This window comes from Myceligenerans pegani (assembly GCF_014892515.1).
GTDB classification, from domain to species: Bacteria; Actinomycetota; Actinomycetes; order Actinomycetales; family Cellulomonadaceae; genus Myceligenerans; species Myceligenerans pegani.
This window is the reverse complement of the sequence record NZ_JADBGR010000057.1, coordinates 1-23,315: the sequence shown is the minus strand read 5'-3', so window position 1 is coordinate 23,315 and position 23,315 is coordinate 1. Positions and strand designations below refer to the sequence as shown.

Annotated in this window: 22 protein-coding genes and 1 tRNA gene; 12 read left to right on the top strand and 11 right to left on the bottom strand. The window is 72.1% G+C overall.

Annotation, left to right across the window (positions count from 1 at the left end):
- Positions 1–38 precede the first annotated feature (38 nt).
- The 5 genes from IIE03_RS05320 to IIE03_RS05300 all read right to left on the bottom strand — a co-directional run bounded on the left by IIE03_RS05320 (position 39) and on the right by IIE03_RS05300 (position 4,735).
- Positions 39–2,138 (bottom strand): helix-turn-helix transcriptional regulator, encoded by a 2,100-nt coding sequence (locus IIE03_RS05320; protein WP_192861708.1) that lies wholly within the window; start codon positions 2,136–2,138, stop codon positions 39–41.
- A gap of 131 nt (positions 2,139–2,269) precedes the next feature.
- Positions 2,270–2,695 (bottom strand): D-aminoacyl-tRNA deacylase, encoded by a 426-nt coding sequence (dtd, locus tag IIE03_RS05315; RefSeq protein ID WP_192861707.1) that lies wholly within the window; start codon positions 2,693–2,695, stop codon positions 2,270–2,272.
- Between the two features lie 271 nt (positions 2,696–2,966).
- Entirely contained in the window at positions 2,967–4,016 is a 1,050-nt protein-coding gene (locus IIE03_RS05310; RefSeq protein ID WP_192861706.1) for an asparaginase, read from the bottom strand.
- On the bottom strand, positions 4,010–4,336 hold the full coding sequence (locus IIE03_RS05305; RefSeq protein ID WP_192861705.1) for a DUF2516 family protein: 327 nt from the start codon (positions 4,334–4,336) through the stop codon (positions 4,010–4,012). Before IIE03_RS05305 ends, IIE03_RS05310 begins: the two co-directional genes overlap by 7 nt.
- A gap of 27 nt (positions 4,337–4,363) precedes the next feature.
- Positions 4,364–4,735, bottom strand: coding sequence for a DsrE family protein (locus tag IIE03_RS05300; RefSeq protein ID WP_192861704.1), 372 nt, complete (start codon positions 4,733–4,735; stop codon positions 4,364–4,366).
- Positions 4,736–4,869: 134 nt separating this feature from the next.
- On the opposite strand from IIE03_RS05300, the gene IIE03_RS05295 reads away from it, so the two are divergent.
- The 3 genes from IIE03_RS05295 to IIE03_RS05285 all read left to right on the top strand — a co-directional run bounded on the left by IIE03_RS05295 (position 4,870) and on the right by IIE03_RS05285 (position 7,830).
- Entirely contained in the window at positions 4,870–5,403 is a 534-nt protein-coding gene (locus tag IIE03_RS05295; RefSeq protein WP_192861703.1) for a heme-binding beta-barrel domain-containing protein, read from the top strand.
- A gap of 90 nt (positions 5,404–5,493) precedes the next feature.
- Positions 5,494–6,657 carry a CAF17-like 4Fe-4S cluster assembly/insertion protein YgfZ gene (gene ygfZ, locus IIE03_RS05290; RefSeq protein WP_192861702.1) on the top strand — a complete coding sequence of 388 codons (1,164 nt, stop codon included), beginning with the start codon at positions 5,494–5,496 and terminating at the stop codon, positions 6,655–6,657.
- A gap of 51 nt (positions 6,658–6,708) precedes the next feature.
- Complete coding sequence (locus IIE03_RS05285) at positions 6,709–7,830, top strand: FUSC family protein (protein ID WP_225997299.1); 1,122 nt, start codon at positions 6,709–6,711, stop codon at positions 7,828–7,830.
- Between the two features lie 152 nt (positions 7,831–7,982).
- Here IIE03_RS05285 and IIE03_RS05280 read toward each other — a convergent pair whose 3' ends face one another.
- Positions 7,983–8,723 carry a hypothetical protein gene (locus IIE03_RS05280; protein ID WP_192861701.1) on the bottom strand — a complete coding sequence of 247 codons (741 nt, stop codon included), beginning with the start codon at positions 8,721–8,723 and terminating at the stop codon, positions 7,983–7,985.
- Between the two features lie 236 nt (positions 8,724–8,959).
- Here IIE03_RS05280 and IIE03_RS05275 point away from each other — a divergent pair, with 236 nt between their 5' ends.
- Positions 8,960–9,799: a winged helix-turn-helix transcriptional regulator gene (locus IIE03_RS05275; RefSeq protein ID WP_192861700.1), complete on the top strand. Its 840-nt coding sequence runs from the start codon at positions 8,960–8,962 to the stop codon at positions 9,797–9,799.
- 255 nt (positions 9,800–10,054) lie between these two features.
- Positions 10,055–11,017, top strand: coding sequence for an alpha/beta fold hydrolase (locus IIE03_RS05270; RefSeq protein ID WP_318842814.1), 963 nt, complete (start codon positions 10,055–10,057; stop codon positions 11,015–11,017).
- 100 nt (positions 11,018–11,117) lie between these two features.
- Here IIE03_RS05270 and nth read toward each other — a convergent pair whose 3' ends face one another.
- Complete coding sequence (nth, locus tag IIE03_RS05265) at positions 11,118–11,888, bottom strand: endonuclease III (protein WP_192861699.1); 771 nt, start codon at positions 11,886–11,888, stop codon at positions 11,118–11,120.
- Between the two features lie 155 nt (positions 11,889–12,043).
- Here nth and IIE03_RS05260 point away from each other — a divergent pair, with 155 nt between their 5' ends.
- The 4 genes from IIE03_RS05260 (at position 12,044) to IIE03_RS05245 (ending at position 16,594) form a co-directional block, all read left to right on the top strand.
- Positions 12,044–13,672 (top strand): MmgE/PrpD family protein, encoded by a 1,629-nt coding sequence (locus tag IIE03_RS05260; protein WP_192861698.1) that lies wholly within the window; start codon positions 12,044–12,046, stop codon positions 13,670–13,672.
- Positions 13,672–14,595 (top strand): methylisocitrate lyase, encoded by a 924-nt coding sequence (gene prpB / locus IIE03_RS05255; protein ID WP_192861697.1) that lies wholly within the window; start codon positions 13,672–13,674, stop codon positions 14,593–14,595. The genes IIE03_RS05260 and prpB overlap by 1 nt, the downstream gene beginning before the upstream one ends.
- A gap of 36 nt (positions 14,596–14,631) precedes the next feature.
- On the top strand, positions 14,632–15,753 hold the full coding sequence (locus IIE03_RS05250; RefSeq protein WP_192861696.1) for a bifunctional 2-methylcitrate synthase/citrate synthase: 1,122 nt from the start codon (positions 14,632–14,634) through the stop codon (positions 15,751–15,753).
- A gap of 163 nt (positions 15,754–15,916) precedes the next feature.
- Positions 15,917–16,594 (top strand): Crp/Fnr family transcriptional regulator, encoded by a 678-nt coding sequence (locus tag IIE03_RS05245; protein WP_318842813.1) that lies wholly within the window; start codon positions 15,917–15,919, stop codon positions 16,592–16,594.
- A gap of 84 nt (positions 16,595–16,678) precedes the next feature.
- Here the strand turns inward: IIE03_RS05245 and IIE03_RS05240 are convergent, their stop codons facing one another.
- Positions 16,679–17,704: a metallophosphoesterase gene (locus tag IIE03_RS05240; RefSeq protein ID WP_192861695.1), complete on the bottom strand. Its 1,026-nt coding sequence runs from the start codon at positions 17,702–17,704 to the stop codon at positions 16,679–16,681.
- A gap of 3 nt (positions 17,705–17,707) precedes the next feature.
- Entirely contained in the window at positions 17,708–20,098 is a 2,391-nt protein-coding gene (locus IIE03_RS05235) for a transglycosylase domain-containing protein (protein ID WP_192861694.1), read from the bottom strand.
- A gap of 107 nt (positions 20,099–20,205) precedes the next feature.
- Here IIE03_RS05235 and IIE03_RS05230 point away from each other — a divergent pair, with 107 nt between their 5' ends.
- The 3 genes from IIE03_RS05230 to IIE03_RS05220 all read left to right on the top strand — a co-directional run bounded on the left by IIE03_RS05230 (position 20,206) and on the right by IIE03_RS05220 (position 21,021).
- Entirely contained in the window at positions 20,206–20,370 is a 165-nt protein-coding gene (locus IIE03_RS05230; RefSeq protein ID WP_170176929.1) for a DUF4177 domain-containing protein, read from the top strand.
- On the top strand, positions 20,367–20,852 hold the full coding sequence (locus tag IIE03_RS05225) for a RidA family protein (protein WP_192861693.1): 486 nt from the start codon (positions 20,367–20,369) through the stop codon (positions 20,850–20,852). Before IIE03_RS05230 ends, IIE03_RS05225 begins: the two co-directional genes overlap by 4 nt.
- 92 nt (positions 20,853–20,944) lie before the next feature.
- A tRNA-Pro gene (locus IIE03_RS05220) sits at positions 20,945–21,021 on the top strand.
- A gap of 172 nt (positions 21,022–21,193) precedes the next feature.
- Here IIE03_RS05220 and IIE03_RS05215 read toward each other — a convergent pair.
- Together IIE03_RS05215 and IIE03_RS05210 are read right to left on the bottom strand one after the other, a co-directional pair.
- A complete protein-coding gene (locus IIE03_RS05215) occupies positions 21,194–21,394 on the bottom strand; it encodes a helix-turn-helix domain-containing protein (protein WP_192861692.1) in 201 nt (66 codons plus the stop codon).
- 171 nt (positions 21,395–21,565) lie between these two features.
- Positions 21,566–23,203 carry an IS1634 family transposase gene (locus IIE03_RS05210; RefSeq protein WP_192861465.1) on the bottom strand — a complete coding sequence of 546 codons (1,638 nt, stop codon included), beginning with the start codon at positions 23,201–23,203 and terminating at the stop codon, positions 21,566–21,568.
- Between the last annotated feature and the right edge of the window lie 112 nt (positions 23,204–23,315).

The window sequence follows — 23,315 nt, the reverse complement described above, 5'->3', positions numbered from 1 at the left end:
ACGGTCGGGAACACCGGGCAGCCACGGAGTCGGGGTGGTCACGCCGTGCGGTAGGCCAGGACCGCCAGTTCCGTGCGGGAGCGGACGCCCAGCTTGCGGAACACGCGCCCCAGGTGCACCTCGACCGTCCGGACGGAGACGTAGAGCCGCTCGGCGACCTGCCGGTTCGTCCGTCCCTGCGCCACGAGCCGCGCCACGTCGAGCTCCCGTTCCGTGAGCAGCTCGCCCCAGCGGGCGAACCGGTCGTGGACGCCCTCGGCCACGCGCGTCCCACGCTCCTGACGCTCGAAGTCGAGGCGCGTCACGTTCTCGGGCGTGCCGCCGTCTCCGGCGCCGTGCCCCGGGGCCCCGTTCCCCGCGGCACCCTTCCGCGCGGCGTTCTCCGCGGTGCCGCCTCCGGCCGTCGTCTCGCCCCTGCGGGCCGCACCGGGCGACGGCCGGCGCTCCGGGAGGAAGGCCAGCGCGCCGGACTCCGCGAACAGCGCGCGCCCCGCCAGCAGGTGCGCGGCCGCCTCGGCGTCGCGCCCGTGGCGCTCGAGCGCCCGCGCGATCACGACCTCGGTCAAGCCCCGCTCGAAGGTGGAGCCCACAGCCTGCGACACCTCGACCGCCCGTTCCGCGGCGCGCTGGAGCACGCTCGGATCCGCGAGGGCCACCTCGGCGCGCGCCAGGTCCAGTTTCAGGCGCAGGCCGGCGACCCGGGGCGCCGGGCCGAGCACGGCGGCGCGCAGCTGGGCCAGGTGGCGGCGTGCGGCGCGCTGCTGGCCGGCGCGCACGAAGAGCTCGGCGGGGTCCGGGGTCGGGAGCCACCACGCGCGCAGCTCGGCCCCGCCGCGCTCGGCCGCCAGGCTGAGAAAGGTGGCCGCCTGCACGTCACGTCCCGCCTGCGCGGCCTCGACGGCCTTGTCACCGAGCTGCGCCGCCCGCACGATCCCGGCGGCGGCTCCCGCGGAGGACGCCTCGAGCGCTCGCGTCATGGCGCTCACGCCGCCGGTTCGGATCAGGTCGAGCCGGCGTGCCAGGGCCACGCCGAGTCCGCCGAAGGCGAGCGCGACGGGGAGCCGACGAGCCGCGTCGCCGAGCACCGCGGCGGCCCGGTCGAGGTCGCCGGACCGCATCGCGACCAGCGCCTGGACGACTCGAAGGTGCGCCTCGACCAGCGGGGTCACGCAACCCGGCGCCTCGAACCAGCAGCTGGAGCGCCGCGCGGGCGCCACGTCGGGCAGCACCTCCGCGAGGATCGCCGCGGACTTCTCCACATCCCCGTGGACGACGGCGAGCGCGCCGACGGCGGCGCGCAAGGCGGCGCGATCGTGCTCGGACTCCACGACGTCCGCCAGTCCGGGGTCCGGGTCGCCGTCGCGCAGGGCCAGCGCGGCGGTGAGGGCCGGGCCGACGTCGCCCGCCTGCCGCGCGAAGGAGACGGCGTCGTGCACGTGGCCGCCGAGCAGGGCCGCCCGGCCGGCCACCGCGCCGGCACGCCGCTGGGTCTCGCCCGTACCCTGGCTCACGGCCTCACGCGCCACCTCGTGCGCACGGTCGGTGTCGCCACAAGCCAGGTGCCTCTCGGCGAGCTCGACGAGGCCGTCGGCGAGCAGGGCGTCGCCCTCCATCGTGCTGAGCGCCGTGTGCCAGAGGGCGACCTCGGCGCGCCCGGAGCCGCGGAGCACCTTCGCCAGCCCGACGTGCACGGCCGTGCGGGCGGCCAGGTCGGCGTCGTCGTGCACGATCTGCCGGACCCGCTGGTCGCGGAACGAGAACCGGCCGCCCACCAGGTGCAGGTGGTCGCCGGCGGGGCCCGAGACGAGGTCGTCGATGTCGGCCCCGGCGGCGGCGAGCAGTACCTCGGCCCGATCGACCACGGCGACGGCGGCGGTGAGCAGGATGCGGCGGGTGTCCTCGTCCAGGTGCGTCAGGCCGGGGTAGGCGGCCCTGGCGGCGGGGACCGCCGGCAAGGGGTCCGGGAGCAGCGCCGCACCCGTCAGATGCTCGGTATTGAGGATGTTCTCGAGCTCGGCCCGAGCCTCGGGGTCACCTTCGACCTTGTCGGACAGGGCGGCCGAGACATGCGGCGCGACGGTGCGGCGCTGCGTCCCGGTCGTGGACTCTTCCGTACGAGCTGATATGGCGGAAGCCATCACGCCTCCCGATTTGTTCACGACGGGAACAAGTATGCACCCCAGATATTTCACCCGGGTGAATCACTTGGTCGTCTGTCCATTCGCGACGCGTCGCGCGGCCCGTTCAGGCGTCCAACAGCCCGGCCCGTTCAGGCGTCCAACAGAATCGTCACCGGGCCGTCGTTCACGAGATCCACCGCCATGTCCGCACCGAAGCGGCCGGTGGCGACCTCCAGCCCACGGGAGCGCAGGTCCTCGACGACGGCGTCCACCAGCGGCTGGGCGACCGGCCCCGGCGCGGCGGCGTTCCAGGTGGGACGCCGGCCCTTGCGCGCGTCCCCGTACAACGTGAACTGGCTGACGACCAGGACGGGCGCGCCGACGTCGGTGACGGAACGCTCGTCGCGCAGGATGCGTAGCTCGGCGATCTTGCGGGCGATGGTCGCGACCTGCTCGGGGCCGTCGTCGTGCGTCGCCCCGACGAGGGCCAGCAGCCCCGGCCGGTCGATCTTCCCGACGATCTCGCCGCCGACGGTCACGCTCGCGCGCGTCACGCGCTGGATCACGGCTCTCATGCGGGCGATCCTACGAGCCGGCGCCTCGGACCGGATCCGGCGCGTGGTCGGCGGGACGTCGAGTGGTCGCCACCATGTCGAGTGGTCGGCGCCATGTCGAGTGGTCGGCGCCATGTCGGATGGTCGGCGCCATGTCGGATGGTCGGCGCCATGTCGGATGGTCGGCGCCATGTCGGATGGTCGGCTACCCGGGCGGCCGACCGTCCGACACCCAGCCGACCACATCACGCGCAGCCGACACCGCGACCGACCGGGCGCACACGGGGCCGCGCTACGCGAAGGGCACCGATACCCGTCCCACCGGGCGCCCGCCGCCCAGGACCGGAACGTCGCCGATCGAGTCCAGCGCAGCCGGGTCCGCGCCGGGCACGTCGGCCGCGCCTGCCGCCCGGAGCGCGGCGGCGAGGATCGCGGGCCGCGGCCGGGGACCGCCGTCGAGCACCTTGAACGCGACGGCCGAACCGTCCGGCAGGCCCGCGCCGTAGACACCGTCGGCCCCGTCCTTCGCGACCAGGCCCGGGACGGCCCGCATCGCGAGCGTCGCCTCGCGCCCGTCGCCCCCGACCATCTCGGGGTGGGCGTTCATCGCCCGCGCCACCCGCGCCTCGGGCCCGTCCGGCGCGGCAGCGATCCGGCCGAACGCCCGCGCCAGGCCTGACAGGGTGGTGCTGAACAGCGGCGCGCCGCAGCCGTCGACGGTGACGCGAGCCGGTTCGACGCCGGTGAGCGCGGCGAGCCGTTCGCGGACCGCCACCTGCAACGGGTGGTCGATCTCGAGGTAGCCCTCGCGCGACCAGCCGGCCGCCACGCACGTCGCCAGCATCCCCGCGTGCTTGCCGGAACAGTTCTGCGCGATCGGCGCAGGGCCCGGACCGTCGCCCTCCTCGACGTGGTCCGCCATCTGCCATGCGAACGCCGATGGGGCGTGCAGCGGCATGTCGGGCGTGTTCCGCAGGTCCCCCGGGGTGAGCCCGGCACGGCCGAGGATCTCCCGCACACCCGCGCGATGGAACGGCTCTCCGTTGTGACTCGCCGCGACCAGCGCGAGGAGCGGGTCCGGCAGGTCGAGGCCGTGCTCCAGCATCGCGAGCGCCTGCACCGGCTTGGCCGACGACCGCGGCCAGATCACCACGTCCGGGTCCCCGACCGCGAGCCGCACCGCCCCGTCGGGGCCCAGCACCACGAGGTGCCCGAGATGGACGGACTCGACGAGGCCACCGCGCAGGACGTGCGCCAGCGGAGCCGCCGCGTCGGCCACGGTCGGGCCGTGAGTACCGATCTTCGTGTCCGACGACGGCGCCACCTGTGAGCGCGTCACCATCCGCCGGCGTTCCCGCCCGGGCGCTGCGGGCCGCCGCCCGTGCCGTACCTCAGGAGGCGCGGGCGCACGTCGACCCAGTAGATGGCGGCCGGGACGACGGCGACCAGGTTGAGGAAGACCCCGATCATGCCGAGCGCGCCGAGAAGGGCGACGACGCCCGCGAACCCGAGGATGAGCATCCACTTCGTCTTGTCGAGCTTGCCCTCGGACCGGTAGCCGTTGTCCGGCCGTCGCGCGGCGTCGACGATCGCGACGACGAGCGCGATGAGGACGCCCCAGCCGATGATCAGCGTCACGAGTCCTTGTGCGGAGAGGATCACGCGACGAGCCTACGGCAGCGACCGGCGTCAGTACATGAGCGCCTGGGCGTCCGGGCGCAGGATCTCCTCCACGAAGACCGGGGCCCCGGCGATGCGGATGCCGGGCAGGATGTCGTCGGGCCCGATGTCGCGCCGCGCCGCGCACTGCGTGCAGAGCGTGACCGTGCCCGCCGCGAGCACCGCCTCCAGGAGCTCGGGCAGCGGGGCGGCGTGCTCCAGTTCCAGCTCGGCCGCCCGCCCGGGCAGCGCGAACCACGACGCCTCGCCCGCGAGCCACAGACTCACCTCGGCCCCGGCGGCCACCGCGGCGGCGGCGACCGTGAAGGCCTGGTTGGTCGTCTCGGGCCGATCGAGACCCGAGGTGGTCTTGATCACGAGGGGCCGGTGCGTGTCGGTCATGGCAGTTAGGATCCCACCATGCACGACTACCAGGCGCTCGAAGGCGTGTTCATCGGCCTCCTCGTGGCCGCCGTCCTGACCATCACCTGGTTCGCCGGGTACACGGTCTACAAGCTCTTCTCCGGCCAGCGCTGATGCCCTTCACGTTCCCCGAGGGCCTCTCGCCCGAGGTGTATCCGCTGGCCTGGCTGGTGGGCACGTGGAACGGCAGCGGCGTCATCGACCACCCCGCGGTCGGCAAGCGGCCGTTCACGCAGGAGCTCACGTTCGACCACGACGGCGGCCCGTACCTCCGCTTCGAGTCGACGCTGCGCGTCACGACCGGCGAGCCGGTCGACGGCGAGACCGGCGACGCCGTGTGGTCGACCGAGACCGGCTACTGGCGGGTCTCCACCGACCGGCCCGAAGGGCTCGAGGAGGACCGCCACCCGCTCGAGGTGGTCGCCGCGGACGCCGCCGGGCGGATGACACTGTACGTCGGCGCCGTCGGCAACGGCCGTGTCGACCTGGCGAGCGACGCCATCGCGCGCACGTCGACGTCGAGCGACGTGCGCGCGTCCAAGCGCCTGTACGGCCTGGTGGAGGGACGTCTCCTGTGGGTCGAGGAGCTGGCCGCGTTCGGCGAGCCGCTCCGCTCCTACGCCTCGGGCGAGCTCGACCGGCAGTGACCCGCCTGTCGTAGGCTCGCTGTGCCGGGAGACACTGTCGAGAGCGGGAATTCGCGCCTCCGCCAGGGCGCTGTGGAGAAGGTGAATGACGTGACCACGTACACGAGCCCCCTGCTCGCCCGACCGGGAGCCGTCGCGGCGACCGGACCCGACGAGGGGGTGGCCTGGCACTACGGCGACCCGGTGGCCGAACAGCGCGCGCTGGAGCACGGCGGCGCCGTCGTCGACCAGTCCCACCTGGGCGTCGTGCGCGTCGCCGGGCCCGACCGGCTCAGCTGGCTGCACTCCATCACCTCGCAGGACGTCGAGCACCTGCGACCGCGCGAGTCCACCGAGCTGTTCGTCCTCTCGCCGCAGGGACATGCCGAGCACGCGGCCGGCGTCGTCGACGACGGCGAGGCCACCTGGCTGATCACCGAGCGCGCCTCGGCGCCCGGGCTCGCGGCGTGGCTCGAGCGCATGAAGTTCATGATGCGCGTCGAGATCGAGGACCTCACCGGGCGGTACGCCGCGATCGGTGAGGCCGTCGACGCCGAGGGCACCGAGGACGAGCCGGTCACCTGGCGCGACACGTGGCCGCACGTGGTCGGCGGCGGCACGCGGTACGGCCCGCCGGAGAATGAGCACCCCGGCGCGGACCGCCACTGGCGGCTCGTGCTGGTCCCCGCCGAGTCGCTGGCCGAGGAGGTCGCGGCCCGCGAGGCCACGGGCTGGCGCCTCGCCGGGACCTGGGCGACCGAGGCGCTGCGCATCGAGGCCTGGCGTCCGCGGCTGGGCCGCGACGTGGACGAGCGAACGATCCCGCACGAGCTCGACTGGCTGCGCACCGCCGTGCACCTGGCCAAGGGCTGCTACCGGGGCCAGGAGACGATCGCCCGGGTGCACAACCTCGGCCGGCCGCCGCGCCGGCTCACGTTCCTGCACCTCGACGGGTCCGGACATGTCATCCCCGAGCCCGGCGCCGAGGTCCGCCTGCGGCCGGAGGGTGCTCCCGGGGCGTCGTCGGGCAAGGTCGTCGGGAAGCTGACCTCCGTCGCACGGCACCACGAGCTCGGACCCGTCGGACTGGCCGTGCTGAAGCGCAGCGTCCCGGAGGACGCGGAACTGCTGGTGGTGTCGGAGGCCGGCGGCGACGTCGTCGAGGTGGCGGCCGCGCAGGAGACCGTGGTGCCGGGTGAGGGACTCTCGGCGGACCGCCCGGAGTCGCACGGTCGGCTCACCCCCGGCCTGCGCGGCGGCGACGGGCTCCTGTGAGGCGGGTGTGAGGCACGTCGACGCCGCGCCGACGGACCCCCGGGCGCGGCGTTGAGCGCACTCCCGGGTCCCGCGGACGCGATGTTCCGGCGCGCACTGCGCGTCCTGGTCCTGCGCACGCGGATACGGCAAGGCTGGACACGAGCACGCGCGGGGCTCGTCCCGATCGGCCAGGCGGCCGTGGCGGCCGGCCTCGCCTACCTGATCGCCAACCGGCTGCTCGGGCACGCGGAGCCGTTCTTCGCCCCCGTCGCGGCATGGCTGTGCCTGGGCTTCACCTCGCAACGCGACGTCCGCAAGGTCGCGGAACTGGCGGTGGGCGTCGCCGTCGGCGTCGGCATGGGCGACCTGATCGTGCACCTCATCGGATCGGGCTGGTGGCAGCTCACGGTGGTGCTGTTCGTCTCCGCGGTGCTCGCGCGCTTCATCGACTCCGGGCCGCTGCTCGTGATGCAGGCCGGGGCGCAGGCCATCATCGTGGTGGGCCTGCCCGCCGCGTCCGGCGGGCCGCTCGGGCGGTGGACGGACGCACTGGTCGGCGGGGCGATCGCACTGCTCGTGGCGGTGCTGGTGCCGGGCGACACCCGGCGCCGCCCGCGGGCCCTCGGCGAGCGGGCGCTGACCGAGCTGGCCGAGACCCTGGAGGTGCTCGCGCGCGGGATGCGAGAGCGTGACGCCTCCGCGGCGCGCGCCGCGCTCGTGCGCGGGCGGGCGTCCGAGCCGGTGCTCGAGGAGTGGCAGACCGCCGCCCGCGGCGCCCACGACCTGGCGCGCGTGAGCGTGGGCCGCCGCCACCGGTACGAACTGGAACGACTCGAGGAGCAGGCCGTCCTCACCGACCGGGCGATGCGCTCCGTGCGGGTGCTCGCGCGACGCTCGGCCGCGGTCGTCGCGGCCGAGGTGCCGCACGACGTCGGCCCGGTCGCGGACCGTGTCGAACGGTTCGCGGCGGGCGTGCGGCTGCTGGCGTCCGACGTCGGCCGGGGCGGGGCCGGGCTACGCGCGCGGGAGGTGCTGGAGCAGACCGCGGGCCTGGCGGACCCGCACGCCGTCGGCTCCGGCGACTGGCAGGTGCAGTCGCTCGTCATGCTGCTGCGCTCGCCGCTGGTGGACATGCTGGAGGCGACCGGCACCGGCCCGGAGCGAGCCCGCGCGGCGCTGCCCGAGCTGTAGGCGCGGGCGACGACGTCACGGAGCCCATTCGCCGAGAACGCCCATTCGCCGAGAACGCCCTGAGCGTGAAATCCGTGGCACCTCACCACGGTGTCGCCGGCGACGGCGATGCCCGTCACCCGCCTGCAAGAGGTCGGCCGGCAGGAGGCGGGCTACAGGATGACGAGGCGCCCCACCACGAAGACGAACATGCCCGTCACCGTGACGGGGATCGTCGCGGCGGACAGCCCTGCGAGCTTCCCCCTCAGCGCGGGCAGGCGTTCCAGGAGCAGGTGGAGACCGCCCACGACGATCCCTGCGACGGCGCCCGTCCACGACCCGCTGACGGTGTCCATGGACGGAAGCAGGGTCGCGACGCCGCCGCCCGTCACCACCGCGGCGACGACCGCCACGATGAGCGCCCGCCAGCCCTTCAGCGGCAGCGCGGCCGATGCCGCGGCGATGGCCAGCGCGAACGCGGCGGTCGCGACGAGCATCGCGCCGGCCTCGGTCCGGGCGGCGGCGACCCAGCCCGCCGCGCAGACGGCGACGACGATCCCGGACACGGTGCCCGTGACCGACTCGGTCAGCCGGCGGCGGCCGTCGCGCCGCATCATCTCCGCGAGGAACGCCAGGACGAAGGCGATCGCGATGATCATCGGCAGGTGCCGGAGCACCGGCTCGCTCGGCGTGTACCAGGTCGCGGCGGCCGCGCCGAGACCGCTGAGCAGGACCACGAGCCGAGATCCTCCCGGTGCCGGAAGCCGCAGGATGTTCGGCCAGCCGAGCGCGAGCAGGACCACCAGGAGCCCCGCCACGCCGACGAGGGCCAGGGGACGTGGTTCGACATAGGCGCCGGCTGCCACGGCCGCGGCGAGCACGGCGGTCGTCACGGCACGGGATGACACAGACACGCCCCAGAGTGTTCCAGATGACCGAGTCGCAGCGCATGGACACCCCGGTGCGCCCGGAACGCGCGTGCACCCGCGCGCCCCGAACGGCCGACACGCGCGGATCCGACGCTCGCTTCACAACCCGGTCACGTGCCCTGACGTCGCCGATCGCGTCCAGGAAAAGGCCGTGTAACATGCACGCAACAAGCAACAAGGCAGACTTCCGCAGAGCCTGACCGGCGAGAGGAGGTGCGTCGATGGCAGAGTTGTTGATCCTCACACCCGCCAACGGCGGATCGGCTGACGTGCTCCCGGCCCTCGGGCTCCTGTCGCACCGGGTCCGTGTGCTGCCCATGGAGCCGTCCGCTCTCGTGGATGCCCCGGACGCCGACGTCGTCCTGCTCGACGCTCGCCGCGACCTCGTCGCCGCCCGCACGACCTGCCGACTCCTGCACGCCACCGGGCTCACGGTCCCTCTGGTGCTGGTCCTCACGGAGGGCGGCCTCACGGTCGTCACGCACGAATGGGGCGCCGACGACCTGCTGCTGGAGTCCGCCTCCCCCGCCGAGGTCGAGGCCCGGCTGCGACTCGTCGTGGAACGCTCGGCGCGCGGCCCTGCCGAGGAGTCGCAGCAGGAGATCGCCGCGGGAGACCTCGCGATCGACGCGGGCGGCTACACCGCCCGCCTGCGCGGCCGGCCGATCGACCTCACCTACAAGGAGTTCGAGCTCCTCAAGTACCTGGTGCAGCACCCGGGCCGGGTCTTCACCCGCGCCCAGCTCCTCCAGGAGGTCTGGGGCTACGACTACTACGGCGGCACCCGCACCGTGGACGTCCACGTGCGGCGCCTGCGCGCCAAGCTCGGCCCCGAGCACGAGCAGCTCATCGGCACCGTCCGCAACGTCGGCTACCGCTTCGACCCGCCCAAGGAGCGCGCCGCCGAGCCGGAGGAGGCCACCGAAGTCCCGGTCACGGAGGCCGCGAAGCCCGACGACGCCGCAACGACGGCGGTGGCCGACGACGGCGGTCCCACCGCGAAGCCCGCGTCCGGCCCGCGACGCGGCCAGTCCAGGACGGCTCCGCGGTCGCCTCGGTGAGCGCGATCCCCCACGGAACGCACGGGCCGACGATCGCGGCCGGAGTTTCTGGCCCAGCCACATCACCGCGGCCCGTCCCGCGGGATGCGTGGAAGGTGCGCCGGCGGGACGTGAAGATCGCGCCCGCCCACGATCGGGCGTAGGGCACACCGGTACAGCCCGGGTCGGGGGCCCGCACACCGGTACAGCTTGGGTCGGGCGCCCGGCGCACCGATTCACCCCGCAGGGCCGACGCGGGTCGCGTAAGTTCGAACCGTGACCGTGGTGTCCCGGACCTCGAGTGCTCCCCCGAGCGATGTCGCCGTTGCGCTGCCCGACGGGCCGTGGCGGCACGAGATGGTGGCCTCGGGCGGGTCACGGTTCCATGTCGCGGTCGCCGGGCCGGCGGACCGGCTCGCGCCGCTGGTCGTCCTGCTGCACGGCTTCCCGCAGTTCTGGTGGGCGTGGCGGCACCAGATTCCCGCGCTGGCGGAGGCCGGCTATCGCGTGGCGGCGATGGACGTGCGCGGCTCCGGAGCGTCCGACAAGCCTCCCGGCGGGTACGACGTGCTCGCCCGCGCACGCGACGTCGCCGGCGTGGTGCGATCGCTGGGGCGGGAGCGGGCCGTCCTCGTCGGGCACGGGACGGGGGGCATCCTGGCGTGGGGCGTGGCGGCGCTGCATCCGCGGGTGGTGGCCGGCGTGGCCGCGCTCGGGGCGCCGCACCCGGCGCGCGTCGTCGTCCCCGGACGGGCCGCCCTGACACCCCTGGCCCTGCGACACCTCGCCTTCTACCAGCTGCCCACGATGCCGGAGCGGGCGCTGACCGGCGGCTATCTCGTCGCGCGGGTTCTCGCGCACGGTGCGGCCGTGCCGTTCGCACCCGACGACGTCACCCGGTACCGCGACGTCATGCGCATCCCGTTCGCGGCGCACTCGGCGATGGAAGCGCTGCGATGGTCGGTGCGCTCGGCGCCCCGCGCCTCGGGACGCCGGCTCCGCGCCGCCGTGCGCCGTCCGCTGGCGATTCCCGCGCTCCAGATCCACGGGTCCGCGGACGGCCTGGTGCGCCCGGAGATCGCCGACCTCGACGCGGCCCGTCTGGTACGGGACTTCCGTTACGACGTCGTCCCCGGGGTCGGTCACTTCCTCCCGGAGGAGGCCCCGGAGGAGGTCAGTGAGATCCTGGTGAACTGGCTCCGCCCCGTGGCGGACCGGCATGCGCTCTGGGGTGCGTGACGTCCCGAGGCGACGCCGGACGCGGCAACCTGCGCCGGGCATGGGCGGCACGCCCCGACCGGGCGCAAGGAGGTGCCCGGAGCAGCGGAGACCGACCGGCTCAGTTGGGTCCGGCCGTGCGCACCAGCGCGGCAGCCGCGACCGGGTCCTGCTCGCCGATGCCCGACGACGGGCACCAGCGGGCCACCGGGCACGCGCCGCACGCCGGCCGCTTCGCGTGGCACACCCGCCGGCCGTGCCAGATGAGGTGGTGGCTGAGCATGACCCAGTCCTTGCGCGGGAACAGCTCCCCGACCGCGTGCTCGACCTTCACCGGGTCCTCCTCGGTGGTGAACCCCAGGCGCCGCGCGAGCCGCCCGAAGTGCGTGTCGACAGTGATCCCGGGGACCCCGAAGGCGTTGCCCAGCACGACGTTCGCCGTCTTGCGCCCCACTCCCGGGAGCGTCACGAGGTCCTGCAGGCGGCCCGGCACCTCGCCGTCGAACCGGTCCACGAGCGCCTTGCCGAGCCCCATGACCGCCTTCGCCTTGGCCCGGAAGAACCCGAGCGGCCGGAGCACCTCCTCCAGTTCCTCCGGGTCCGCCGCCGCGTAGGCGGCCGCGTCCGGATACTTCGCGAACAGTGCGGGCGTCGCGGCGTTCACGCGCACGTCGGTGGTCTGCGCGCTCAGCACGGTCGCGACCAGCAGCTCGAGCGGCGTGGTGAAGTCGAGCTCGGCCCGCGCATCGGGGTAGGTCTCGGCCAGCACCCGGTCGATCCGCCGCGCCCGGCGCACGAGCGCGAGCCGGCTCTCGCCGGTCGGAGTGGCGTCCACGGTGCTGGTCGTCTCGGGAGTCGTCACGCCCGCCAGAGTATCGAGGGAGGCCGACATCCGATCATGGCCCGCGTCCAGGCGCCGGAAGAGTTCCGGATTCGCGAAGTCGCGGCGTAGTTCCGCGCGGTTCCACGAACCGGCGCGTCAGATTCACGGCATAGGCTGGACGACGCTACGACGTCGTATCGCCGATCGCATCGGGAGAGCACAGAATGCCGTACACCCATCATCTCCGCGTCTACAAGAGCGCGGAGAGCCTCGAGCGCCGGGATCAGCTCGCGTGGAAGCTGGCCGAGCTGGCGACCGACCAGGTCGCGCCCACGCCCGAGATCACCGACATGGTCGTGAACCGCGTCATCGACAACGCGGCGGTCGCGGCGGCCAGCCTGACGCGCGGCCCGGGAATCGCGTCCCGCGCGCAGGCCGTGGCCCACCCGTACACTCCGGGCGCGACGGTGTTCGGCCTGGCGACCGACCGGACCTGCAGCCCCGAGTGGGCCGCGTGGGCGAACGGCGTCGCCGTGCGCGAGCTCGACTTCCACGACACCTTCCTGGCCGCCGAGTACTCCCACCCGGGCGACAACATCCCGCCGATCCTCGCCGTCGCGCAGCACACGGGCGCCGACGGGGCGGCGCTCCTGCGCGGCATCGTCACCGGTTACGAGATCCAGGTGGACCTGGTCAAGGCGATCAGTCTGCACAGGCACAAGATCGACCACGTCGCGCACCTCGGCCCGAGCGCCGCCGCCGGCATCGGCACGATGCTCGGCCTCGACACCGAGACCGTGTTCCAGGCGATCGGCCAGGCGCTGCACACCACGACGGCCACCCGGCAGTCCCGCAAGGGCCAGATCTCCACGTGGAAGGCGCACGCGCCCGCGTTCGCGGGCAAGCTCGCGGTCGAGGCGGTCGACCGCGCGATGCGCGGCCAGACCTCCCCCGAGCCGATCTACGAGGGCGAGGACGGCGTGGTCGCCTGGCTGCTGGACGGCCCGGACGCGGCGTACGACGTCGTCCTCCCGGGCGCGGGAGAGCCCCGCACCGGCATCCTCGACACCTACACCAAGGAGCACTCCGCGGAGTACCAGGCGCAGGCGATCATCGACCTGGCGCGCGCGCTCGGCACCGAGCGGCCGGACCTGCGCGACCCGGCCAACGTCGAGCGCATCGTGCTGCACACGAGCCACCACACCCACTTCGTGATCGGCTCAGGCGCGAACGACCCGCAGAAGTACGACCCGACCGCCTCCCGCGAGACACTGGACCACTCCGTGCCGTACATCTTCGCGGTCGCGCTGCAGGACGGCGGCTGGCACCACGTGGCCTCGTACGCCCCCGAGCGGGCACAGCGGCCCGACACGGTCAAGCTGTGGCGCAAGGTCACGACGACCGAGGATCCGGAGTGGACGCGCCGCTACCACTCCACGGACCCGGCCGAGAAGGCCTTCGGCGGCCGCGTGGAGATCACCACCGCCTCGGGCGAGACGGTGGCCCGCGAGATCGCGGTCGCCGACGCGCACCCGCTGGGCGCCCGCCCGTTCGCCCGCGAGAACTACGTCGCGAAGTTCCGCACGCTGGCCGAGGGCGTCCTGGAGGAGCCGGAGATCGCGCGCTTCCTCGACCTCGCCGGGCGCCTCCCGGAACTCACGCCGGCCGAGGTCCGGGAACTGACGATCGTGGCGCGGCCCGGGCTGCTGGACGACGTCGAGCCGCCGCGCGGGCTGTTCGACATGGCGGGCTCCCCGGCGTCCGGGCGTGCCGCGACCGCCGGCGCAGGGGTCTCGGCCGGCTCGGCCCCCGGAGCGGCCACGCCGGCCACCACCGGAGCGGAGGTCCGCTGATGCTGTTCAGCCGTCAGACGCCGGCCGCCAAACGCCGGGCTTTCCGCGAAGCGCTCGCCTCGGGCGAGATCCTGCGCCTCCCCGGCGCGTTCAACCCGTTGTCCGCGCGTCTCATCGAGGACAAGGGGTTCGACGGCGTGTACGTCTCGGGCGCGGTCCTGTCGGCGGACCTCGGGCTGCCCGACATCGGGCTCACCACCCTGACCGAGGTGTCGGCCCGGGCGGGCCAGATCGCGCGCGTCACCGACCTGCCCACGCTGGTCGACGCCGACACCGGGTTCGGCGAGCCGATGAACGTCGCCCGCACCGTGCAGACCATGGAGGACGCCGGAGTCGCCGGCATGCACCTCGAGGACCAGGTGAATCCCAAGCGCTGCGGACACCTGGACGGCAAGGAGGTCGTGGAGCTCGGCGAGGCGGTACGCCGCGTACGGGCCGCCGTCGACGGCCGCCGCGACCCGGATTTCCTCATCATGGCGCGCACCGACGTGCGCGGGACCGAACCGGGCGAGCGCGGGCTGCGGCTCGCGATCGACCGGGCCAAGGCCCTGACCGATGCCGGCGCCGACGCGATCTTCCCGGAGGCGATGCGGGATCTGTCGGAGTTCGAGGCCGTCGCCTCGGCCGTGGACGTGCCGGTGCTGGCGAACATGACGGAGTTCGGCAAGTCCGAGCTGTTCACCGTCAAGCAGCTCGAGGACGCCGGAGCGCGTCTCGTGATCTACCCGGTGACGCTGCTGCGCATGGCGATGGGCGCGGCCGAGCGCACGCTGGACACGCTGAACGCGGAGGGCACCCAGCACGCCGTCGTCGGCGACATGCAGACCCGGGCCCGGCTCTACGAACTCATCGACTACGCGGGCTACAACCACTTCGACTCCGCGATCTTCACCTACGAGCCAGGCCGGAACCACCAGCACTGACCGCTCCCCACCAGCCCCTCACGAAGGAGTGACAGCATGACCGAAACCCCCACCAGCGAGATCCGCAAGGGCCTGGCCGGCGTGATCGCCGACACCAGTGCGATCTCGAAGGTCAACCCCGAGACGAACTCGCTGCTCTACCGCGGCTACCCGGTGCAGGACCTCGCCGCGCGCGTGAGCTTCGAGGAGGTCGCGTACCTGCTCTGGCACGGCGACCTGCCGACGTCGGACCAGCTCGACGAGCAGACGAAGGCCGAGCGCGCGGCCCGCGCCCTGCCCGACAACGTCAGGGCGGCGATCCTGGAACTGCCCGACGACTGCCACCCGATGGACGTGTGCCGCACCGCGGTGTCGCAGCTCGGGGCGCACGACCCGCAGGCCGAGGACTCCTCGGTCGACGCGGAGCTCGCCAAGGCGCTGCGGCTGTGGGCGGTCATGCCGTCGGTCGTGGCCCTGGACCAGCGCCGGCGGCGGGGCCAGGAGATCGTGCCGCCGCGCGACGATCTGGGCTACTCGGCGAACTTCCTGTGGATGACGTTCGGCGAGGAGGCCGACCCCGCCGTCGTCAAGGCGTTCGAGGCGTCGATGGTGCTGTACGCGGAGCACTCCTTCAACGCGTCCACGTTCACAGCGCGCGTGATCACCTCCACGCTGTCGGACCTGCACTCCGCCGTGACGGGCGCGATCGGTGCGCTCAAGGGCCCGCTGCACGGCGGCGCGAACGAGGCCGTGCAGGAGACGTTCGAGGAGATCGGCACGGCCGACAAGGCCGTGGCCTGGCTCGACGAGGCCCTGGCATCGAAGCGCAAGATCATGGGCTTCGGCCACCGCGTGTACAAGAAGGGCGACTCGCGGGTGCCGACCATGCGCGCCGTGCTCGGCGACATGGTGGAGCACTACGGGAAGCACGAGGTGCTCGACCTGTACGACACGCTCGAGCAGGCGATGGCGGAGCGCAAGGGCATCAAGCCGAACCTCGACTACCCGGCCGGGCCCGCCTACCACCTGATGGGCTTCGACACGAACATCTTCACGCCCCTGTTCGTGGCGTCGCGCGTCACCGGCTGGACCGCGCACATCATGGAGCAGCGCGCCTCGAACGCCCTGATCCGTCCGGTGTGCGAGTACAACGGGCCCGAGGAGCGGCAGGTCCCCTGACCTCGCGTGTGCCGCGCCACGCCGCGAGGGACACGCCTCGATCAAGGTGTTTTCGCGGATCGTGCGGCACACTGGGTACTGGAACAACACACGGACTTCAGGACGTCGCGCCGGTGATCGCCGCGCGCAGGCACCTGGTCCCCGACAAGTGAGGACATCACTGGTGGACGACGAGGTCGTACTCTCAGCACCCCTGTTCGCGGACATGGAGAGCGGTGAGTCGCGCGCGCTCTTCGAGTCGATGGTCCCGGTGGACCTGGTCCGTGGCGACGTTCTTTTCCGGGAGGGCGAGCCCGGGGACCGGCTCTACGTCATCGCTTCCGGCAAGATCAAGCTCGGCCGCCGCTCCGCCGACGGCCGCGAGAACCTGCTGTCGATCCTGGGGCCGGGCGAGATGTTCGGCGAACTGTCGCTGTTCGACCCGGGTCCGCGCACGGCGTCGGCGTCGTCGGTGTCGGACGCGCTCGTCTACGAGCTCCGGCACGACGCGCTGGTGAAGTGGATCGGCGAGCACCCGAACGTCTCCATGCATCTGCTCGGCGCGCTCGCGCGGCGCCTGCGCCGCACCAACGAGACCCTGGCCGACCTGGTGTTCTCCGACGTCCCCGGCCGCGTCGCCAAGGCCCTGCTGGACCTGTCGACCCGCTTCGGCGAGCCCAACGACGACGGCGTGCGGGTGGCCCACGACCTCACGCAGGAGGAGCTGGCCCAGCTGGTCGGCGCCTCGCGCGAGACGGTCAACAAGGCGCTGGCCGACTTCGCGACCCGCGGGTGGGTCCGCCGCGAGGGGCGGGCCGTGGTGCTGCTGGACATGGACCGGCTGGAGCGGCGGGCGCGCTGAGGCGGGCACCGCACCACCACATGCCGATGGCCGGGACCTGAACGGTCCGGGCCATCGGCGTGTGACGTGAGGAGCCGTACTGCCCTAACTCACCTTGGCCGTGAGGGTGAGGAGCGTGGCCTCCGGGCGGCAGGCGAAGCGGATCTGCCAGTACGGGGACGTGCCCCCGCCGGCGGAGACGTGGAGCCAGGTGGAGTCCTCGCCGCCGTCCTGGTCCGGGCGTGGGCCCGGCCAGCCGTGCAGGCCGTAGGCGCGACCACGGTCCAGGTCGCAGTTCGTGACCAGGGCGCCGATACCCGGGAGGCAGAGCTGGCCACCGTGCGTGTGGCCCGCGAAGATCAGGTCGGTGCCGTCGGCCCGGAGCTGGTTGAGGACGCGCTGGTACGGGGCGTGAACGACGCCGAAGCGCAGGAGAGGGCCCTGGCGATCGTCATGGGCGTCGGCGACGTCCACGCCACGAGTCTCGCCCTCGACCGGGTTCGCGCCGGCCAGGTGACGCGCCGTCGCGGTCCTGCCGCCGACGGCCGTCCGTGGCTCCGGCATGACGTCGCGATCCAGATGTGGATCGTCCATGCCCACCAGGTCGATCACGCGGCCGTCGCGGAGCGTGATCGTGTCCCGGCGATTCGTCAGATCCGCCCAGCCCGCCTCGCGGAACGCCTTCGCCAGGGACTCGGTGGGCAGCGGGACGAGGTCGTCACGCTCCTCGCGGGCGTCCGGCAGAAGGTAGCGGGCCGGGTTCTTGAACGTGGGCGCGAAGTAGTCGTTCGAGCCCATCACGAACGCGCCGGGTACCTCCATGAGCGGCCCCAGCACGTCGAGCAACGGGGCCAGTGACCGCAGGTGCCCGAAGTTGTCGCCGGTGTTGATGACGACGTCGGGCGCGAGGCCCGCGAGCGAGCGCACCCATTCCTGCTTCGTGTGCTGCGCGGGCGTCAGGTGCAGGTCGCTGATGTGCAGCACCCGGACCGGACGCTGCCCGGGCGCCAGGACCGGGACCGTGAAGCGGCGCACCGTGAAGAGCTTCGACTCGAGATGCGCGTAGGCGAGCCCGGCGGCCGCGGCACCGCCGACGGTCGCGAGCGCGGTCAGCGCTGTGCGTACGGCCATGGGTCAGTCGTTCCCCTCGGATCCGCCGCCGTTGCCGCCGCCACCGCCGTTGCCGCCACCGCCGTTGCCAGGACCGCCGTTTCCGCCACCATCGTTGCCGTCGCCTCCGCCGTCGCCGGAGTCGCCACCGTCACCGGAGTCGTCGCCGCCATCGTCGGGCTCGGACTGGACGGGAGCTCTGCCGACCAGATTCGGGTCCGGGCTCGGGAACTTCACGACGGGCATGTCCTTCATCGCCTCGGTCGTGTACAGGTCCCACGCGGGAAGCGCGACGGAACTTCCGTACAGCCACGGGTAGGGCTGGCCGGGCTTCTCGTAGTTGTACGTGCCGCCGTTCACGAGAATGTTCTGGTGCGGGTCGTTGCCCTTGGCCTGGCCGACCCACACGGAGGTGGCCAGGTTCGGCGTGAATCCCGTGAACCAGCTCTGGTACCCCGACTGCGTGGTCCCCGTCTTGCCGGCGACGGGGCGAGTCGCGGCGAACTTGTCCCTGACCGTCCAGCCGGTGCCCCAAGGGCTCCCGGTGAACACCTTGGTCATGGCATAGGCCACGGTGTTCGCGACGTTCGATTCCAGGGTCTGCTTGCACCCCGCGGTCGGCACGTCGAGCTTCTCACCGCCGCGTGTCTCCGCCGAGAGGATCGCGACCGGCTTGCAGTACGTGCCGCCCGTGGCAAATGTCGAGTAGGCCGAAGCCATGTAGAGCGGCGTGGTGGGCTGCGTCCCGAGCGTCATGGACGGCAGGACCTCGATGTCCCTGGCCGTCGCCTCGCCCCGAATCGGTCCACCGCCGTCAATGCTGGCGTGCAGGGACGGGCGGTACCCGGCGTCGTAGGCGGACTTCCGGATGCCGCAGAGATTCATGCGCTGCGACATGCGCGCGTAGACGGTGTTCACCGACTGATATGTGCCCTGTGACACGGTCATGGAGCTGCTCGACGCATCCTCGGCGTTACGCACCCGCCAATCGGCACCTGCAAGTGACGCACCCTCACACCCCGCTGAGAACGACCCCTGGGGCAGTGTCACCGTCGTCGCCGGCAGCACATCGTTCAGATGGTGCCCGGAGCGCAGCCACTCGGTGAGCACGAAGGGCTTGAAGTTCGACCCGGGCTGGAATCCTGTCGATCCACCGTGCAGGTAGTCGGCCGAGAAGTTCAGGGCGGTGTGCAGCGGTTGGGGTTCCTCGGAGGCGTCGTACGGCTTGTTCTGCGCCATGCTGAGGATCTTGCCGGTCCCCGGCTCCACGGACGTGATCGCCGCGTCCAGGCCACTCGGATCGCTGGTCGGCACGACCTTGTTGATCGTCTCGTGGGCCGCCTTCTGCTTCTTCATGTCGAGCGTCGTCACAATGTCGAGCCCGCCCTGGTAGAGCAGGTCGTACCGCTCCTCGCGGGTCTCGCCGAACTCCTCGCTCAGCAGGAACTCCTTGATCACGTAGTCGCAGAAGAAGGCCGATCCGGCGGGCGCCTCCTCGCAGCCGAGCTGCAGCTTGCGCGGCTTGAGCGTGTCCTCGATCGGGGTGTCGCGTGCCTCCTGGTACTCCTTGTCGGAGATGTATTCGAGAGCCCACATCTTGTTGAGCACGATGTCGCGGCGATCCTGGTTGGTCTCGGGGTTCTCCAGTGGATCGAAATGGCTCGGCTCCTTGGTGATCCCCGCGATCGTCGCCGCCTCCACGACGTTCAGATCGGCGGCGTTCTTGCTGAAGTAGCGCTGCGCGGCCACCTGGACCCCGTAGATGCTCACGCCGAACTGCGCGACGTTCAGGTAGCCCTCGAGGATCTCGTCCTTCGTCATCCTCTTCTCGATGGCGATCGAGAGCTTGGCCTCGCGGATCTTGCGCTGGATGGAGTCCTCGCGGGCGTCGAGGATGCCGAACGGGTCGTCGTCCTTGAGGGCCTCCTCGATGAGGGAGTTCTTCACGTACTGCTGCGTCAGCGTGGACGCGCCCTGCTGCGCGGCGCCGGAGGCGTTGCTCACGGCCGCGCGGGCGATGCCCTGCGGGTCGACGCCGTTGTGCTCGTAGAACCGTTCGTCCTCGATGGCGATCGCCGCGTGCTGCATGTGCTTCGAGATCTTCTTCAGCGGCACCACGATGCGGTTCTGCTCGTAGACGGAGGCGAGCAGGGTCTTCCCGTCGCTCGCGAAGATCCGCGACTGCTCGGACAGCGGCGTCAGCTCCAGCTCGTCGGGCACCTCGTCGAACAGCTGCACGCCCGCGTCGACGGTGGTGTCCGTTCCCGCGGCCAGCGGAATGAGCATCCCCGCACCGATGAGACCGCCGGCACCGGCGGTCAGGACGAAGGCGAGGAGAAGTGCGATCAACTGAGTGGCGGGGATCTTGCGCGTGATCCGCCGCTGCTCGGCGTTCAGGGGATGGGCCGACGACATGCGCTCCAGGGTAGTAGGAAAGCCTGTGCCGACACCCGCTACCGAGGGCCGTGCGGTGTGCGGGTCGTGTGTACGGTGCCTGCGGCCGCCGGGCTACGATCGGCCACATGGCAACCACGTGGGAGTACTCGACGATCCCTCTCCTGATCCACAACACCAAGGCCGTGCTCGACCAGTGGGGCTCCGACGGCTGGGAGCTCGTGCAGGTCGTTCCCGGTCCTGACGGCACCGGGCTCGTCGCCTACCTCAAGCGCCCGACGGGCGAGCAGTGAGCACCGCGGCCGAGTCCGCCGCCGGTCCCGAGCAGCGGCTCGCCGATCTCGGTATCGCCCTGCCCGACGTCGTCCCGCCCGTCGCCTCCTACGTCCCGGCCGTCCGCACGGGACAGTACGTCTACACGTCGGGCCAGCTCCCGATGGCCGACGGCGCCCTCCTCGCCACCGGCAAGGTCGGTGACGGCGACGGCCTCGTGGACCCGGAACTGGCCAACGAGCTCGCACGCACGTGCGCGCTGAACGCTCTCGCCGCCGTCCGGTCGCTCACGGGCAGCCTCGACACGGTCGCTCGTGTGGTGAAGGTGGTCGGCTTCGTCGCGAGCGCCCCGTCGTTCACCGGCCAGCCCGCCGTGATCAACGGCGCCAGCGACGTCCTGGGCGAGATCTTCGGCGAACCCCACGCCCGCTCCGCGGTCGGCGTCGCCGTCCTCCCCCTGGATGCCCCGGTCGAGGTCGAGATCGTGGTCGAGCTGGCGTGAGCCGGCTCACCGCTATTTCGGTTTCGTGCCCGGCCCTCGTGTCGGCTATGCTGAGCAGGCTTCCGCAGCCCAAGGGCCTGCGGTAGGCGATCCGGGGTGTGGCGCAGCTTGGTAGCGCGCCTCGTTCGGGACGAGGAGGTCGCAGGTTCAAATCCTGTCACCCCGACCATAAAGGGCCAGGTCAGAAGGCATTTCTGACCTGGCCCTTTCTCGCGGGCACCACATGTGCACCATCGCGTGCAGTTGGGTTAGCGGCCAGAATGTGTGTCTGTCTCGGGCGTGTCGCGGGGTCATCTGGGGCGTCCGGCCCAGCCTTTGCGGGCCCAGAGTCCTTCTTCGGGTTAGCGGATCGTAGGGATCCGGATGGCGAGACGGTCGCGCACCTCGTGGGAGTCCACGCGGATGAGGCGTCCGACTCGGTATCCGGCGATCGTCCCATCGGCGATCCGGCGACGGATGGTCTTGACCGAGATGCCGAGGGCGTCGGCGGCTTCGCTCAACGACACCAGGTGGATGTGATTCTTCAAGGTTGTGGCGGACATGGGCGGGCTCCCTCCCGTGAGGGTCGGTGACAGCCCTCACGGTCCTGGCGAAGCCACGAGTGGCCATCTCGCAGAGGCTCCCGTGTTCCCCGAGTGCCGCACCCAGGGGAGCGTGTCAGCGCCGAGTTCTCAGTCCGCTAGCGTGATGAGTCCCGAGTTTGGTCATTCGGGTTAGTGCGTGACGTCGTCGCGGTTCAGTGCGTCGAGGATGGTCTGCTGTGGGGTGGGGATCGCGGGCGGGAACGTGGCGGTGGTGCCGTTGATGGTGATCGTTGCCGAGCGCAGGGGGCGTAGCTGGCGCACGATGTTGCGGATCGCCAGGCCGGTGCGGTCCTGGGCCGCGCGGGCGACGGCCAGGGCGGTGAACACGATGGTCAGGTGCGCCTCGATCGCGTCGCGGGTGCGGGCGAACATCGGCCGGGCGGCCAGATCGGTCTTGCTCATCCGGAAGGACTGCTCCACGTGCCACAGGTCGTGGTAACAGGTCATCACCTCTGCCGGCGGCATCACCGTGGCCGGGATGTTGGTGACGTAGCCCTTCAGCCCGGCCAGCGCTCGGGCTCGGGCCAGTGCCTTCTCGTCCAGGGTGCGTGCGTCCCCGCTGGTCTTGACGAACCTCGTGGCCTTCGCGGTCCGGGATCCGTCGATCACGTCCCGGGCGCGGTTCTCCTGCAGGGTCAAGGTCGCGTTGTCGCGCACGAACCGTTTGCGGGAGAAGGACCACACCGCCCGCCAGGACCGCGTGTGCGTGGCCGGGTCCCAGACCGGTTCGCTGCGCAGCATCGGGTCGTTCTCGAGGTTCTGCCCGGTCTTCGGGGTGATGGTGTCGATGACCTGGGCGTCGGTGAACGCGTCCCCGTGCCAGCGGAAGTGGGACTCCAGGTCGATCGGTGCCTTGGTCATCCTTGAGCCGACGATGAACCCGAGCTCGGCGCGGTCCAGCTCGGCCAGGTTGCCCGCCGACAGCATGCCCGCGTCGGCGACCACCACGATCCCCTCGATACCGTGGCGAGCCTGGAACTGCTCGATGATCGGCACAATCGTCAGGCGCTCTGCCTTGTTCCCCTCGAAACAGCCGATCTCCAGCGGGAACCCGTACCGGTCCACCAGCAGGCCCACGACGATCTGCGGGTCGACTCGTCGTTCCTTGGAGTAGCCGACCTTCCGCAGCCCGTCCTCTTTCTCGGCCTCGAAGTAGAGCGTGGTGACGTCGTACAAACACAACGACACATCACCGCTGGCCTGCGCGTGATCGAAGCACAACCCGGCGATCTGGTCGCGGTAGCCGTTGCCGACGCAGCGGGCCAGGGTGCGGCGCATCGTCTTCTCGCTCGCCGGGCTGTGGCCCAGGTCCTTCAGAACCCGCCCCACGTCCAGGATCGAGGTCGGCTCCACGATCCGCGCGATCACCAGGTCCCGGAACGTCTCGTCCCCGATCCCGTCGAACCCCAGGTCGGCGAACACGCCTACCAGAGCGTCGAACAAGACACGCGAAGCGGTCGACTCCACCCGCGCGGGACCGACCCGCGGCGCCTGAGACGGGACCGGCTGGCCGCCGAGCAAGGCCGGCTCGCCAGGAGCCGGGACCAGTCCCACCGCGCGCGTCGTGGGCTCCAGACCCAAGTCAAGGACACCCTGCCGGCCGTCGGCAAGCAGGCCGCGGGCCCGTTCCAGCAGGAGGCCGAGCTCGGCCTCGGAGTGCGCCGACCCGAGGTGCTCCACGATCCGCTGACGACGCCCGCCGACGTACTCCGCGATCTGCACAGCCGTCGCCCCGGACGCGGTCCGGACCCGTCGAATGAACGCCACCCACCGAGCGTAGGCCAGCCCGTTAGTGCGTGAAACCGCGCACTAAGACCACCATCACCACAGGTCACAGCACTGCGCCAGCACGGATCAAGCCGAGATGACCAAACTCAGG

Bases quoted from the DNA above. Each gene is read 5' to 3' on its own strand.
- IIE03_RS05310 (WP_192861706.1), bottom strand. From the start codon at position 4,016: ATGGTGACGCGCTCACAGGTGGCGCCGTCGTCGGACACGAAGATCGGT.
- IIE03_RS05240 (WP_192861695.1), bottom strand. From the start codon at position 17,704: ATGGCCGTACGCACAGCGCTGACCGCGCTCGCGACCGTCGGCGGTGCC.
- dtd (WP_192861707.1), bottom strand. From the start codon at position 2,695: ATGAGAGCCGTGATCCAGCGCGTGACGCGCGCGAGCGTGACCGTCGGC.
- nth (WP_192861699.1), bottom strand. From the start codon at position 11,888: ATGTCGGCCTCCCTCGATACTCTGGCGGGCGTGACGACTCCCGAGACG.
- IIE03_RS05320 (WP_192861708.1), bottom strand. From the start codon at position 2,138: ATGGCTTCCGCCATATCAGCTCGTACGGAAGAGTCCACGACCGGGACG.
- IIE03_RS05295 (WP_192861703.1), top strand. From the start codon at position 4,870: ATGCCCTTCACGTTCCCCGAGGGCCTCTCGCCCGAGGTGTATCCGCTG.
- IIE03_RS05250 (WP_192861696.1), top strand. From the start codon at position 14,632: ATGACCGAAACCCCCACCAGCGAGATCCGCAAGGGCCTGGCCGGCGTG.
- IIE03_RS05300 (WP_192861704.1), bottom strand. From the start codon at position 4,735: ATGACCGACACGCACCGGCCCCTCGTGATCAAGACCACCTCGGGTCTC.
- prpB (WP_192861697.1), top strand. From the start codon at position 13,672: ATGCTGTTCAGCCGTCAGACGCCGGCCGCCAAACGCCGGGCTTTCCGC.
- IIE03_RS05260 (WP_192861698.1), top strand. From the start codon at position 12,044: ATGCCGTACACCCATCATCTCCGCGTCTACAAGAGCGCGGAGAGCCTC.
- IIE03_RS05215 (WP_192861692.1), bottom strand. From the start codon at position 21,394: ATGTCCGCCACAACCTTGAAGAATCACATCCACCTGGTGTCGTTGAGC.
- IIE03_RS05275 (WP_192861700.1), top strand. From the start codon at position 8,960: ATGGCAGAGTTGTTGATCCTCACACCCGCCAACGGCGGATCGGCTGAC.
- IIE03_RS05235 (WP_192861694.1), bottom strand. From the start codon at position 20,098: ATGTCGTCGGCCCATCCCCTGAACGCCGAGCAGCGGCGGATCACGCGC.
- IIE03_RS05230 (WP_170176929.1), top strand. From the start codon at position 20,206: ATGGCAACCACGTGGGAGTACTCGACGATCCCTCTCCTGATCCACAAC.